Source organism: Corynebacterium sp. HMSC078H07, from assembly GCF_001812805.1.
Taxonomy (GTDB): domain Bacteria; phylum Actinomycetota; class Actinomycetes; order Mycobacteriales; family Mycobacteriaceae; genus Corynebacterium.
This window is the reverse complement of record NZ_KV810449.1, coordinates 1-13,321: the sequence shown is the minus strand read 5'-3', so window position 1 is coordinate 13,321 and position 13,321 is coordinate 1. Positions and strand designations below refer to the sequence as shown.

The 13,321-nt window shown below is 60.9% G+C and carries 13 protein-coding genes; 9 read left to right on the top strand and 4 right to left on the bottom strand.

Annotation, left to right across the window (positions count from 1 at the left end):
* The first annotated feature begins 1 nt into the window (after position 1).
* From HMPREF2875_RS02135 to ffh, 4 genes are read left to right on the top strand one after another with little or no spacing between them, the layout of a single operon-like run.
* Positions 2-370, top strand: a complete 369-nt coding sequence (locus HMPREF2875_RS02135) for a Na+/H+ antiporter subunit G (RefSeq protein WP_070669857.1) — start codon at positions 2-4, stop codon at positions 368-370.
* Positions 371-389: 19 nt separating this feature from the next.
* A complete protein-coding gene (locus HMPREF2875_RS02130; protein WP_070669856.1) occupies positions 390-728 on the top strand; it encodes a P-II family nitrogen regulator in 339 nt (112 codons plus the stop codon).
* Positions 729-731: 3 nt separating this feature from the next.
* Positions 732-2,831 (top strand): [protein-PII] uridylyltransferase, encoded by a 2,100-nt coding sequence (locus HMPREF2875_RS02125; protein ID WP_070669855.1) that lies wholly within the window; start codon positions 732-734, stop codon positions 2,829-2,831.
* A 48-nt stretch (positions 2,832-2,879) separates the two neighbouring features.
* On the top strand, positions 2,880-4,487 hold the full coding sequence (gene ffh / locus HMPREF2875_RS02120; protein WP_070669854.1) for a signal recognition particle protein: 1,608 nt from the start codon (positions 2,880-2,882) through the stop codon (positions 4,485-4,487).
* 83 nt (positions 4,488-4,570) lie between these two features.
* Here ffh and HMPREF2875_RS02115 read toward each other — a convergent pair whose 3' ends face one another.
* Positions 4,571-6,829, bottom strand: coding sequence for an acyltransferase family protein (locus HMPREF2875_RS02115; RefSeq protein ID WP_070669853.1), 2,259 nt, complete (start codon positions 6,827-6,829; stop codon positions 4,571-4,573).
* Between the two features lie 294 nt (positions 6,830-7,123).
* Here HMPREF2875_RS02115 and rpsP point away from each other — a divergent pair, with 294 nt between their 5' ends.
* Positions 7,124-7,648, top strand: a complete 525-nt coding sequence (gene rpsP / locus HMPREF2875_RS02110) for a 30S ribosomal protein S16 (RefSeq protein ID WP_070669852.1) — start codon at positions 7,124-7,126, stop codon at positions 7,646-7,648.
* Positions 7,649-7,702: 54 nt separating this feature from the next.
* On the opposite strand, the gene HMPREF2875_RS02105 is transcribed toward rpsP, so the two are convergent.
* Both HMPREF2875_RS02105 and HMPREF2875_RS02100 read right to left on the bottom strand, forming a co-directional pair.
* Positions 7,703-8,371, bottom strand: a complete 669-nt coding sequence (locus HMPREF2875_RS02105) for a TetR/AcrR family transcriptional regulator (RefSeq protein ID WP_070669851.1) — start codon at positions 8,369-8,371, stop codon at positions 7,703-7,705.
* Positions 8,372-8,394: 23 nt separating this feature from the next.
* A complete protein-coding gene (locus tag HMPREF2875_RS02100) occupies positions 8,395-8,793 on the bottom strand; it encodes a cupin domain-containing protein (protein ID WP_070669850.1) in 399 nt (132 codons plus the stop codon).
* A gap of 33 nt (positions 8,794-8,826) precedes the next feature.
* Between HMPREF2875_RS02100 and rimM the strand changes: the two genes are divergently transcribed.
* Genes rimM through HMPREF2875_RS02080 form a run of 4 tightly spaced genes read left to right on the top strand, consistent with a single transcriptional unit; the run spans position 8,827 to position 12,889 of the window.
* Positions 8,827-9,327 carry a ribosome maturation factor RimM gene (gene rimM / locus HMPREF2875_RS02095; RefSeq protein WP_070669849.1) on the top strand — a complete coding sequence of 167 codons (501 nt, stop codon included), beginning with the start codon at positions 8,827-8,829 and terminating at the stop codon, positions 9,325-9,327.
* The gene (trmD, locus tag HMPREF2875_RS02090; protein WP_070669848.1) at positions 9,324-10,178 is read left to right on the top strand and encodes a tRNA (guanosine(37)-N1)-methyltransferase TrmD; all 855 of its coding nucleotides are present in this window, start codon (positions 9,324-9,326) and stop codon (positions 10,176-10,178) included. Before rimM ends, trmD begins: the two co-directional genes overlap by 4 nt.
* On the top strand, positions 10,169-10,537 hold the full coding sequence (locus tag HMPREF2875_RS02085) for a hypothetical protein (RefSeq protein WP_070669847.1): 369 nt from the start codon (positions 10,169-10,171) through the stop codon (positions 10,535-10,537). The genes trmD and HMPREF2875_RS02085 overlap by 10 nt, the downstream gene beginning before the upstream one ends.
* A gap of 42 nt (positions 10,538-10,579) precedes the next feature.
* Complete coding sequence (locus tag HMPREF2875_RS02080; protein ID WP_070669846.1) at positions 10,580-12,889, top strand: Tex family protein; 2,310 nt, start codon at positions 10,580-10,582, stop codon at positions 12,887-12,889.
* A 187-nt stretch (positions 12,890-13,076) separates the two neighbouring features.
* On the opposite strand, the gene HMPREF2875_RS02075 is transcribed toward HMPREF2875_RS02080, so the two are convergent.
* The coding region (locus HMPREF2875_RS02075) for an HNH endonuclease (RefSeq protein ID WP_141754547.1) at positions 13,077-13,321 on the bottom strand (245 nt) is incomplete at its 5' end.

Sequence of the window (13,321 nt, the reverse complement as noted above, 5' to 3'; positions counted from 1 at the left end):
CATGACCATTGCAGAAATCATCGCCAGCGTGTTGTTGGTAGTTGCCACCATTTTGGTCATTGCCACGGTCATCGCCCTGTGGCGCGCCCCGGATGCCCTCACTCGAGTCAACCTGCTGGGCCCCACCGTGGGTCTGGCTGTGCCGCTGTTGCTCCTGGCAAAGCTCATCGTGGACTTCTCCGAAAACGGCTTCTCCCTGTGGTCACTGGTACGCGTTCTCATCGCTTGCTTTGGTGTGTGGATCATCGGCTCGGTAGGTTCGTACTACATGGGCCGCTCCATCTACGGCGTGACGGTCACGGACGTCAAGTACGCCAAGCGTATGCAGAAGAGCGCCTCCACCGTCGAGGCCACCGACGAGGACGTATAGACAGGATAGGATTAAACACATGAAGCTCATCACTGCCATCGTCAAGCCGTTCACGCTGCCGGATATTCGCGAGGCCCTCGAACAGCACAACGTCCATGGTCTCACTGTTACTGAGACCCAAGGCTTTGGCCAGCAGCGCGGCCACAGCGAGGTCTACCGCGGCGCCGAATACGCCACGGACTTCGTGCCTAAGGTCAAGCTGGAAATCGTCACTTCGGACGACCAGGTAGAAGAAATCATCGCTGCTGTCGTTGATGCGGCCTACACCGGCAAGATCGGTGACGGCAAGATTTGGATCACCCCGGTCGAGGACATCATCCGCGTGCGCACTGGCGAGCGCGGCGAGTCGGCCCTCTAAACCTTGCCTACGGCCGCCGAACTGCGTGAGGAGGCCGTCGCGGCGGCCACCCGTCTCACGCAGTCCCTTGTCTTACCTCCAGGCTGTGCCTTAGCGGCCACTGGGTCTTTCGCTCGCCGTGCTATGACGCCGTATTCGGACCTCGACCTTATCCTCCTGCACCCGGAGGGAACGACGCTATCTGAAGAGGTCGTGTCCGAGGTGTGGTATCCCATTTGGGATGCCAAGTACCGCCTCGATTATGCGGTGCGTACTCCGAGTGAATTCGCCGCCATCGCCGGCTCTGACCCCGCGGCAGGGTTTGCGCAGCTTGACCTCGCTTTCGTTGCGGGGGATAAGCAGCTTGTTGATTCCACCCGTGCCCAGGTGTATGCCACGTGGCGCCGCCTTCTGCAGCGCAATTTCGATGCTTTTGTTGATATCGCCATTGAGCGCTGGCGCCGCTCCGGCACCCTCGCTACGATGACTCACCCGGACATCAAGAACGGCCGTGGGGGATTGCGTGATATCCAGTTCCTTCGGGCGTTGGCTCTGGGCAACGTGGCGGACATTCCTACTCTGGAGGCCGAAAGGGCCTTGCTTCTCGACGTCCGCACGCTTCTCCACGTCACCGCGCGCCGCCACCGCGACGTGCTCGATCCCGAGTTCGCCGCCGAAATCGCGCAGCAGTTAGGCTTTGCCGACCGTTATGAGTTGTCCTCCGCTGTGGTGACGGCCGCTTCGGCGGTGGATAAGGCAATGGAGAGGGCGCTGGCGACGGCACGAGGGGTCGTCGCCAAGCGCAGCCCTCACCGCTACCGCAAACCGTTGGATATTGGCGTCGTTGATGCTGGCGGTGAAATCCACCTTGCCCGCACCGCTGACTTGACCGAACCGTGGCTGCTGCTGCGCGTGGCAGCGGCGGCAGCGCGGTCGGGCCGACCGGTGGCTGACAAAGTCTGGGAGCAGCTGCGCGAGCTCCCAGAGCTTCCGGATCGGTGGACAGCCGCGGCGACCGATTCTTTCTTCGCCTTGTTGTCCTCACCCGTGCACACACCTCGTCTTATCCAGGAGATGGAGGCCCACGGCTTGTGGGAGCGGCTCGTCCCCGAGTGGGCACACATTCGTGGGCTACTACCGCGGGAGCGCACACATGCGCACACTGTGGACTATCACTCGATTCTTACCGTGGCCCGTTGTGCCGATGCGCGCACCTCCGTCGCACGGCCGGACTTGTTGCTGCTGGCGGGGCTTTATCACGACATAGGCAAGGGCTACGGCCGTCCACACTCGGTGGTCGGTGCGGAAATGGTGGCTCGGGCAGCCGCGAAGCTACGCCTTGACCTTGCGGACCGGTCGCGAGTGCAAACCGTGGTGGCGGAGCATACGACCCTTGCGCGTATTGTTTCGCGCACGGACCCGCAGTCCGACGCTGCGCGTGACGAGCTCCTAGAAGCTGTGCGCTACGACTACTTGACCCTGGCACTACTCGTGGCGCTGGCGCAGGCGGATGCGGAATCGACGGGGCCCGGGGTATGGAATCAGCGCCTGGCGCGTGGCATTGAGGCGGTCAGTAGCCGTGCCTTTGCTCAGCTTGAATCCTTGCGGCCGGCCAAGCCTTTGGTTGCCGCTGACCGGGACATGGGGTTGCGGTACAACCCAGAAGACGACATCTTTACCGTGGTATGGCGCGGAAGCTATCAACGCGAAGCCGTGCGAGCGCTCGCGCTCATAGCGGCCTTCGGATGGTTCATCGTGTCGTCACGCCTTGTGCGCACCGCGGAAGGCTATGCCGGCGAGTTCGATGTGCGTGCCCTGCAGGGCAGCATCGACCTGGTTTCGGACGAGCAGCGCCTTATTCAGGCCTATAAATCGGGTACTCATTCTGTGCTGCCGCCGTTTGTCCCAGGGCCGGCAACCGCGATGTGGACTGGAGGAATCTTCGAGGTTCGCATCGATGACTACACCGGCACTCTCGGTCATGTGCTGTCGCAGTTACCTGATTGCGAGTGGTTGTCCACCACCACCCCGGGCTCCACGATGGTGCTTCATGCGCTTCCGAGTGAGGGCATTCCACGCGCGGCGCTGGTCCGGAATGTGACCCAAGCACTGGTCAACGGCTAAGCTGGGGGAGTTAAAAATTATCGACGATAGTTGAGGGAGCACTCCGACGTGTTTGAGTCTTTGTCTGACCGCTTGCAATCAGCCCTGTCAGGCCTGCGCGGCAAGGGCAAGCTGACCGAGGCAGACATTAATGCCACCGCGCGCGAGATCCGCCTCGCGCTGCTGGAGGCCGACGTCTCGCTGACCGTCGTTCGCGGCTTCATCAAGCGCATCAAGGAGCGCGCCGCCGGCGCCGAGGTTTCTGAGGCACTGAACCCGGCGCAGCAGGTTGTCAAGATTGTCAATGAGGAGCTCATCGAGATCCTTGGTGGTGAAACTCGCCGCCTGAACTTGGCGAAGAACCCGCCAACAGTCATCATGCTGGCCGGCCTCCAGGGCGCTGGTAAGACCACCCTGGCGGGTAAGCTCTCCAAGCATTTGGCGTCGAAGGGCCACACTCCGATGTTGGTGGCCTGTGACCTTCAGCGCCCAGGCGCGGTGCAGCAGCTGCAGATCGTCGGTGAGCGCGCAGGCGTCGACGTCTACGCTCCGGATCCAGGTACCTCCCTCGATTCCCACGAGCATGAGATGGGTACGTCTCACGGTGATCCGGTGGACGTCGCCAAGCGCGGCATCGAAGAGGCTAAGCGCACGCAGCACGACATTGTCATCATCGATACCGCTGGCCGCCTCGGCATTGATGAAACACTGATGACGCAGGCCCGCAACATCCGCGACGCCGTCAACCCCGACGAAGTCCTCTTCGTCATCGATTCCATGATTGGTCAGGACGCCGTCCAGACCGCCGAGGCCTTCCGCGACGGCGTGGACTTTACCGGCGTCGTGCTGACCAAGCTGGACGGTGACGCCCGCGGTGGTGCGGCGCTGTCCATTCGTGAGGTCACAGGCAAGCCCATCATGTTTGCCTCGACCGGTGAGAAGCTCGACGACTTTGATGTCTTCCACCCAGAGCGTATGTCAAGCCGCATCCTCGGCATGGGTGATCTGCTCACACTTATCGAGCAGGCAGAATCTAAGCTGGATCAGTCCAAGGCGGAAGAAGCCGCCAAGAAGATGAGCTCGGGCGAGATGACGCTCAACGACTTCTTGGACATGATGCTTATGGTCCGCAACCTGGGCCCGATGGGTAACCTGCTCAAGATGATGCCCGGCGGCAACAAGATGAACCAGATCGCCGACATGGTCGATGAAAAGCAGCTCGACCGCATCCAGGCCATCATTCGCGGTATGACCCCGCAGGAGCGTGAAGATCCGAAGATCCTTAACGCCTCGCGCCGCAAGCGCATCGCTAACGGTTCTGGCGTGGCTGTCTCCGACGTCAACCAGCTCATCGAGCGCTTCAACGAAGCGAAGAAGATGATGAACCAGATGGCCGGCCGCTTCGGCATGCCGGGCATGGGTGGCGGGCGCTCGGCGACGAAAAAGAAGCCGAAGGGCCGCAAGGGCAAGAACGGCAAGCGCAAGCCGCCAAAGCGCCGTGGCGGTGGTGGCATGCCGGGAATGGGCGGCGGAATGCCGTCGATGCAGGAGCTGCAGAAGCTGCAAGAGCAGATGGGCGGCGGCATGCCGGACCTAAGCGATATGAAGATGCCGAAGGGCATGGAGAATATCGACCTCAACAACCTCGACTTCGGTCAGGGCAAGAAGAAGAAGTAGGCGCACAACAGTGATGGCCCGTGGGAAACATCCCACGGGCCATTTTTCCGGCCTATCGTGGATAGGCCGCTTGGATAGGCAGCTTAGATAGCTTGGCCTGCCGGGTACAGCGGGTAGGGGACAGGCTGATTCTGTGTTGAGGCGGGAGCAGGAGTGGACTGCTGTGAATCCGCGGCTGCTGCTTGCGCCGGAATCTCTGGAGCTTCCTGCTGGACCGTTTCACCGTTGAGAATCGGCGTGATGATGTCACGGATGAGCGGGATCATGGAATCAGCGAAGGCCTTCGTGAAGTGGTGCATATCGCGGTAGACCATCACGTTGCCGATGACAACGGGGCAGTCGCCAGCATCGTTGCAGAACCACTTGGAGGTATCCACCGCCAGCATGTTCTGGTACTGCGACAAGACTGCGGCACCAGGGTCGTAGCTCTCGTAGACTTCCTCGAAGCGCATGCCACAGCCCAGAGCATCCTTGGTGGCAACGTAGCATTCATCAAACTCCAGCCCGTTGCCTTCATCATCGAAACCCCACGGGTTATCGCGGAAACCTACGAAGGGAATCTCGTGCTTCGCCAGCTCGTCCCAAAAGGCCTTGTATCCTGGCGGGACAGCGTCGGGGCCGTGGCCGAAGGGCTGGCCAGGACGGGTCGAGTTCGACACCACCAAGGCTGGGTCGGCATCGATGATGCGCTGCACGGCGTGTTTGCTCCATTCTGCGCACTCGGGCTTCACAGAGAGCTCATCGCCCAACTCAATTGGGCAGCCCACACGAGTGAGCGGGACAAGCTTAAAGCCCATCTCACGGCCCAAGTAATCCAAAGCAGAGGAGTATTGTTCGGCGTGCGAACCTCCCACCAAGAACACCTCGACATCGGAATCCATATCGCCAAAGACACAGGGAGTTTCGCCGTCTCTGCGGGTTTCGAAGAAGTAGTCCGTGGGTTGGTCCTCCGGAATAAAGCACCAGTTATCCGCCACCGGCGGAGTAATACCGCGTGCCAAGATGGGGTCAGGCTTAAATTCGACGTTATCGGGAGGCGTGATGCCATAGGGGAAGGTGGTTGCGCCCGGGTAGAGCGCCGGATCCAGCACCTCAGCATTGGCTTCGTCCAAAGTACGTGCCCACAGTGGCTGAATAGCCACGAGCGCCACGGTGCAGGCGGCCACCACGACGCCGCCAACTCCGCGAGCAGCGCCCTTGCGGGTGCGCAAGTCAGCGAGGCCGCGGTGCACTGGGAGATCGTCGGCAAGCGGGCGTTTGCGGTGCTGACGCAGAGGCTTCTCGACGAATCGATGAGTCACATCCGCCAACCCCAGCGACACCGTGATGATGATGACGCCCAGCCACCATGGAGGAGTCTCCAGACCCAGAGCTACCGTAAAGATAATGAGCAGGGGCCAGTGCCATAGGTAGAGGGGATAAGCAATATCACCCAGCCAGCGCGAGATACGGGAGGTCAACACACGGGAGAAGGAACCACCGGAGCCGATGATGATGAGTACAGCGCCGCCAATCGGCAGTAGCGACAGTGGGCCGGGGAATGCCAAAGTATCGGAAATGACAAGGCCCGTGCAGGCCAGAGCAGCCAAACCCACGGCAACGGCGATGTTAGACAGACGCTGCGGCATCTGCAGGCGCGAGCCATAAATCACCAGCACAGCACCTAAAGTGAGCTCCCACGCGCGCGACCACGTGGAGTAGTAGTTCTCCGGGGTGCCGAAGAGGCCGTCGCGGCTAGCGTAGGCGAAGGACGCGATGGTGACCACAATTAGAATGGGGCCAGCAATCGAATTGACGGTGGGGAAGCGCTGGGGAGTAAGGCCCGTGTGCTTCGGGCGCAGCCGCATAAACGCCGCCAAGCCAAGGGCGAACAGGATGCCGATGAGATAGAACTGGCCCTGTACTGCCATGGACCACATGTGCTGCAGCGGTGATGTCGTCGCTGATGCCGCCGCATAGTCGGCATTTTGACGCGCTAGCTCCCAGTTCTGGTAGTAAAAGACCGTCGCCGTAATCTGCTTGGTGAGCTCGGTGTTCATGAGCTCTGGGGCGAACAGCCACACGAGAATATAGCTTGCGCCGATAACCAGCACTAGGGCGGGCACGAGGCGGCGAATCGTTCGCCAGATGGGCCACCACGGGTTGAGGGAGGCATTCGGGCGTGCGGCGTAGCGAAGCTGGGAACCCAGGAAGAAGTAACCGGACAGCAACAGGAAGACGTCCACGCCACCCGAGACACGGCCGACGAAGACGTGGTAAATCACGACCAAAGCGATCGCGATGCCACGCAGGCCGTCAAGGTCGTAGCGGTAGCGGAATCTGGATGGGGCTTGTTGAGTCATAAAAAGATCTATGTGTGGCAGCGAATTGACCGCATTACAGACTACCCCTTTCACGGGGAGGGGCATAAAACTGCGGCGAAAGGGTGGATTTCCTATTTTCCACCTATATCGCTAAAGTTAGTGAGGTTGTCCGCGTACCGTGCGTGGATAACACTGATAACTTCATTTCTGCGTAACGCCGCAACCGCCTACGGACGGCCGGCACGTCACGCGCAGGATAAATCCAAGGGTTGAACCGGCGCGCCATTCCAGGCGCGTGACTGCACTGCCCGGTGACTAGAAAAGGAGCCAATCATGGCTGTAAAGATCAAGCTTCAGCGTATCGGCAAGATCCGCAACGCTGAGTACCGCGTCATTGTTGCTGACGCTCGCACCCGCCGTTCCGGCAAGGCTATCGAGAACATTGGTATCTACCAGCCGAAGCAGGAGCCGTCCCTCATCAAGATCGATTCCGAGCGCGCACAGTACTGGCTGGGCGTCGGCGCTCAGCCGACCGAGCCGGTTCTCGCCCTGCTTAAGGTGACCGGTGACTGGCAGAAGTTCAAGGGCCTGCCGGGCGCAGAAGGCACCCTGAAGGTTGCTGAAGAGAAGCCGTCCAAGCTGGATCTCTTCAACGCTGCTCTGGCTGAGGCAAACAACGGTCCGACCATCGAGGCCATCACCGAGAAGAAGCGTAAGGCCAAGGAAGAGGCCGAGGCTAAGGCTGCCGCTGAGAAGGCTGCCGAGGAGGCCGCTGCTGCTGAGGCTGCTAAGGCTGAGGAAGAGGCCGCTGAGGCCGAGGAGTCCGAGTCTGCTGAGACTGAAGAGTCCGCAGAGTAATCGCACTCGAAATACTTAATCCCCGCTTGCCTGTGTTGGCCAGCGGGGATTATTTTATGCTTTGTTGTGATAGCGATGAGGATCCGAGGAATTCTCAAAGTCCAAGCCACGAATTGCGGCGGCAAAGACGGCCTTCGCCATCTCTTCTCTCTCTTCATCCGATAGCGACGCCAAGTGGCCGCTCGTGCACAGGACGGTAAAGCCATGCACCGTGGACCACCCCGCCAAGCAGTTGCGCATCATGTGCTTCCGGTCCGGGGTCTGCCCACTTTCACGAGCGTATTGCTCCATGTAGTCATAAAAGTTATACGTGGCTTGCACACGCGGGTCCTCGCCAGGCCCGTCGGTCGCGGCTGCCAAGCCGCCGGGAATGTCGTAGCCTCGTGAGGCCATCATGCATTCGAAAAAGCCTGGCTCATCGAGGGCGTAGTGGTAGTAGGCAAACCCGGCCGCCATCATCTTGTCCACGATGGTGCCCTCGGTGTCCTGAAAAGCAGCGCTGAGGCGATTAATGAGCTCAGTGGTGGCGACGTCAGAGACGGCGTCGAGAAGCTCGGCTTGGTCTTTAAAGTGGCGGTATGCCGCAGTGGGGGAGACCCCAACTGCGCGAGTGGCTGCGCGAATCGTGACGGCTTGGGGGCCACCTTCGCGGCCAAGGGCGATCGCCTCGTGGAGGATCGCCTCATGCAAATTTCCGTGGTGGTAAGGCTTAGAACTGTTCACGATAAAACGATGCTACTACGTGTCTATACATTCGTGCTAGTGTTCGGTGTCAACATCGTGAGCAGCATGAGCGCCGGTTCATCGCGACAAGATACCGCATGGGGAACATATGCCGGGAGGTGCACGATGTACCCAGGAGTGAGGGTTTCTTCTTGTTCCCCGCAGCTAAAGGTCACCGCACCCAGCAGTACCTGGACCGTAATCGGGTGTGCTGCCTTGTGATCAGGAAGATCCTGGCCAGGCGTGAATGAAAAGAGAATCAGGTTCGCGCCGTCGGCACTAAGCACACGTTTGACCACTGGTCGTGGGCGCGTGGAGTCGGGAGTTGGAGCTTCGTCGAGCAGGTTCAGAGTAGTGAGCACAGAACCGTCGTGGGTCGCATCGCCGAACGTGGTGACATCATTGATGGGAAGGTCAGTCATACTTTTCCAGGTTAGCCCGTTAAGCTTTAGGGTATGGAACTACTTATTGGTCGCGTGGTGAAGTCCCACGGCATCAAAGGCGAGGTTGCCGTTGAGGTAACTACGGATTCCCCCGAGGAACGCTACGTTGTGGGCGAGGTCCTTCACGGCAAACAAGGAAAGAAGGAACACGAGCTCACTATCGCCACGCTCCGCGCACATAAGGGGCGTCTGCTTATTAGCTTTAAGGAAATACCCGACCGTACCGCGGCGGACTCGCTACGCGGAACCCAGTTCTTTGCGGAACCCATCGAGGATCCGGACGACGACGGCTTCTATGACCACGAGTTGGAGGGGCTGCGCGTATTACTGGACGGCCAGGACATTGGGGAAGTGACCGGAGTTACGCATGGTCCCACGCAGTCACTGCTCGAAGTCGAGCTGACGAGCGGTAAGGAAGCGCTGGTTCCCTTCGTGGAGGAGATTGTCCCCGACGTAGACCTTGATACCGGCACCTGCACGATTACCCCGCCAGAGGGGCTGCTCGAGCTATGAGAATCGACGTTGTTACTATTTTTCCCGAGTACCTCGACCCGTTGCGTCACGCGCTGCTGGGCAAGGCGATTGAGCAAGGAAAGCTCGCCGTGGGTGTTCATGACCTGCGCCAATGGGCTACGGACGTGCACAAGTCCGTCGATGATTCCCCGTATGGGGGTGGGCCCGGGATGGTGATGAAACCTGAGGTGTGGGGCCCTGCGCTTGACGACGTCTCCTCCGGCACCGCCTCCGCAACCGATCTCGACAGTGCCCTTCCGCACCTGTCAAAGCCGCGGCACGACGATATCCACGGCGTGGAATCCCGCGCTTACGCCGAGCCCAGCGCCGAAGAAAAACCTCTGCTTATTGTGCCGACCCCGGCGGGACAACCTTTTAGACAGGAAGATGCACAGGCGTGGTCGGCTGAGGAGCACATCGTGTTCGCTTGTGGGCGCTATGAGGGGATTGACCAGCGCGTTGTGGAGGATGCCGCTAAGCGCTACCGCGTGCGGGAAGTCTCGATCGGGGACTACGTGCTCATCGGCGGTGAGGTGGCGGCGCTTGTCATCGCGGAGGCCGTGGTGCGCCTTATCCCGGGCGTGCTGGGAAATCGGCGTTCCCATGAGGAGGATTCTTTTTCTGACGGTCTTTTGGAAGGGCCAAGCTACACCAAGCCCCGCGAGTGGCGTGGCCTTCCCGTACCAGACGTTCTTACATCCGGTGACCACGCCAAGGTGGACCGCTGGCGCCGCGAGCAGTCGCTAAAGCGGACACTGGAGCGCCGTCCCGAGCTGCTCGAGACAGCTGAATTGGATGCTGCTGACCGCGCATACCTTGAAGCTCTGAAGGAGGATACGTCATGGACGTGAGCACTGACCTGTCAATCTTGATGACTGAAGCTGAATGGAACCAGGTCCTAGCGGACATGCCGCAGCGCCTACGCGAGGGCGGCGTCGAGCCGCGAGACATCAATGCTGAGATCGTGTCTTTTACCTGCGAGCCGGACAACATCCTAGTCAATGAGTATATGAACAACCACGGCCACCCTCCGGTGAGCGAACACGTGTGGCGCGTCATCGTCAATGCTTCTTCCGATCTGCCACTGACGAAGGTGACCACGGTAGTTGCGGATTGCCTGCCGCCGCATACCTTGTGGTACGGCACCTCAGAAATTGGGCATACCGAGTTTGGGTTAGGCACTTCCTGCGCGTGGCAGGGCGGGGTATAGGGTGGGAAGGTCTTAAGTCCCCGACCCATACAAAGAGGTTTTGTGAATATCGCAGCCACCATCGCCGGCGAGCTGGGCGTGAAAGAACAGTTCGTCGACGCCGCCCTCACGCTCATGGCGGAGGGTAATACCGTTCCGTTCATCGCTCGTTACCGCAAGGAAGCCACGGGCGGGTTGGATGATTCCCAGCTGCGCATCATCGAGGAACGCTCCACCTACCTGCGCGAGCTGGAGGAGCGCAAGGAGACCGTCTTGTCCGCGATTGAGGAGCAGGGCAAGATGACCGAGGAGCTGCGCGCGCTCATCGTGGCGTGTGAGACAAAGGCGCGCCTGGAAGACCTTTACTTGCCGTACAAGAAGCGACGCAAGACTAAGGCGGATATCGCGCGCGAGGCAGGCCTCGAACCGCTCACGGATAAGCTCATTGACAATCCCACTGCGGACCCGGCGGAGCTGGCGGGGGAGTACCTCACCGAGGGGTTTGAGGACACTAAGAAGGCCCTCGATGGCGCACGTTCCATCCTCATCGACCGTTTCGCGCTGGATGCCGACCTCGTCGGTGAGGTCCGTGAGCGCATGTACTCTAGTGGTTCCATGAACTCCGGCGTGGTGGAAGGTAAGGAAGCCGAGGGAGCGAAGTTCAAAGACTACTTCGAATTCTCTGAGCCCTTTGAAAAATTGCCCTCGCACCGCATCCTGGCGCTGTTGCGCGGTGAGAACGAGGGCGTGCTGCAGCTCAACCTCGATGCCGGGGACGACGCCGTGTACGAGGGGCTTATTGCCGACCGCTTCGACCTTGATGTTGCCACCTCGCGCTGGCTTGCCGACGCCGTCCACTGGGGCTGGCGCACCAAACTCTCCATCTCCTCCGGTCTGGACGTGCGCATGCGGCTCAAGGAAAAGGCTGAAGAAGGGGCGCTCAAGGTCTTCGCCACCAACCTGCGCGACGTGCTCTTGGCCGCCCCAGCTGGCCAGCGCGCCACCTTGGGCTTGGACCCCGGTTACCGCAATGGCGTCAAGTGCGCGGTTGTCGACCCAACGGGCAAGGTGCTTGCCACCACGATTGTCTACCCGCACCAGCCACAGCAGAAGTGGGCGGAGGCGGTGAGGGAGTTGGCGTCGCTAAGCGCTGCCCATTCGGTGGACCTCATGGCGATTGGCAACGGTACCGCCTCGCGTGAGACGGAGAAACTGGCCGGCGAGGTTGCTGACCTCATCGCGCAAGCAGGAGGTGCTCGCCCCACGCCGGTGGTGGTATCCGAGGCCGGCGCCTCCGTCTACTCGGCCTCGCAGTTGGCGGCCGATGAATTCCCCGATATGGACGTCTCTTTGCGCGGCGCGGTCTCCATCGCACGCCGCCTGCAGGACCCCCTGGCGGAGCTGGTGAAGATCGACCCGAAGGCCATCGGCGTGGGGCAGTACCAGCACGACGTCAACCAGGTGGCGCTTGCCCGCACCCTCGACGGCGTGGTGGAGGATGCCGTGAATGGCGTTGGCGTGGACCTCAATACAGCCTCAGCTCCGTTGCTGGAGCGCGTGGCCGGCGTGAACTCCACGATTGCCGCCAACATCGTGGCGTATCGCGATGAGAATGGCACGTTTGCCTCGCGCAAGGAGCTGAAGAAGGTGCCGCGCTTGGGGCCGAAGGCATTCGAGCAGGCGGCAGGCTTTTTGCGCATCAGCGGTGGTAAGGATCCGCTCGACGCCTCGGCCGTACACCCGGAGGCCTACCCGGTGGTGGCGCGCATTGCGGAGAAAACCGGCCTGGGAGTGTCGGAGCTCATTGGTAATTCACGGGTGCTGACAAAGCTTAGCCCGTCCGACTTCGCTGACGAGACCTTTGGCGTCCCGACCGTTACGGACATCATCGCGGAGCTGGACAAGCCCGGCCGCGACCCGCGCCCGGAGTTTAAGACCGCCACGTTCAAGGAAGGCGTGGACAAGGTCTCAGACTTGAAGCCGGGGATGATTCTGGAGGGCACCGTGACGAACGTTGCGGCTTTTGGCGCGTTTATCGATGTGGGCGTGCACCAGGATGGCCTCGTCCACGTCTCCGCCATGAGCCATAAGTTTGTCTCCGACCCGCACGATGTGGTTCGCTCGGGCCAGGTGGTCAAGGTGAAGGTCATGGAAGTCGACGTGGAGCGCCAGCGCATTGGCTTGTCGCTGCGGCTCGACGACGAACCCGGCCAGCCCGCCCCCAAGCGCCGAAACGGGAATAACGGTGGTGGCCGCTCGGATGGAAAGAACCCTCGCCGCACTTTCGCTCGTAGCGGTGGGCGCTCCGATCGCGGCCGCGCCGACCGTGGTGGCAGCTCGATGGCTGACGCTCTGAAGAAGGCTGGCTTCTAAACAGGCTTAACCACCCCCCTATCGATCAAACGGTCGGGAGTTCACCCGTTTCAGCGTCCAACCGGCAGCTGGGATCGCCGATGTCGCGGAGGCCCTGTGGTGGGCGTCCGCGTGGCGATTTACCCGCCGGGCGGCCCGTTTGGGCGCCTGCACGACCGGTGATGCGTGTCCGGTAGTGCGTGGCGGTTTAACCGGGTTTGTCTGGTCCCCGTGCTGTAGCTTGCTGTGCTTGTTGGTAGGCCGCCTGGGCGGTGATTGGTTCTGCCCACGGTGGGACGTAGGTGACGTCGCCGCGTAATCGGAAGACGTAGCCAGCACCGGTGGGTTTCTCCGGGTCATCATCATTAACCCCGTTGTGATAAGCGCACAACATGGTCAGATTCGGCGGATCGGTGGTACCACCGGCCTTCCACGGCACCAGGTGATGCACCT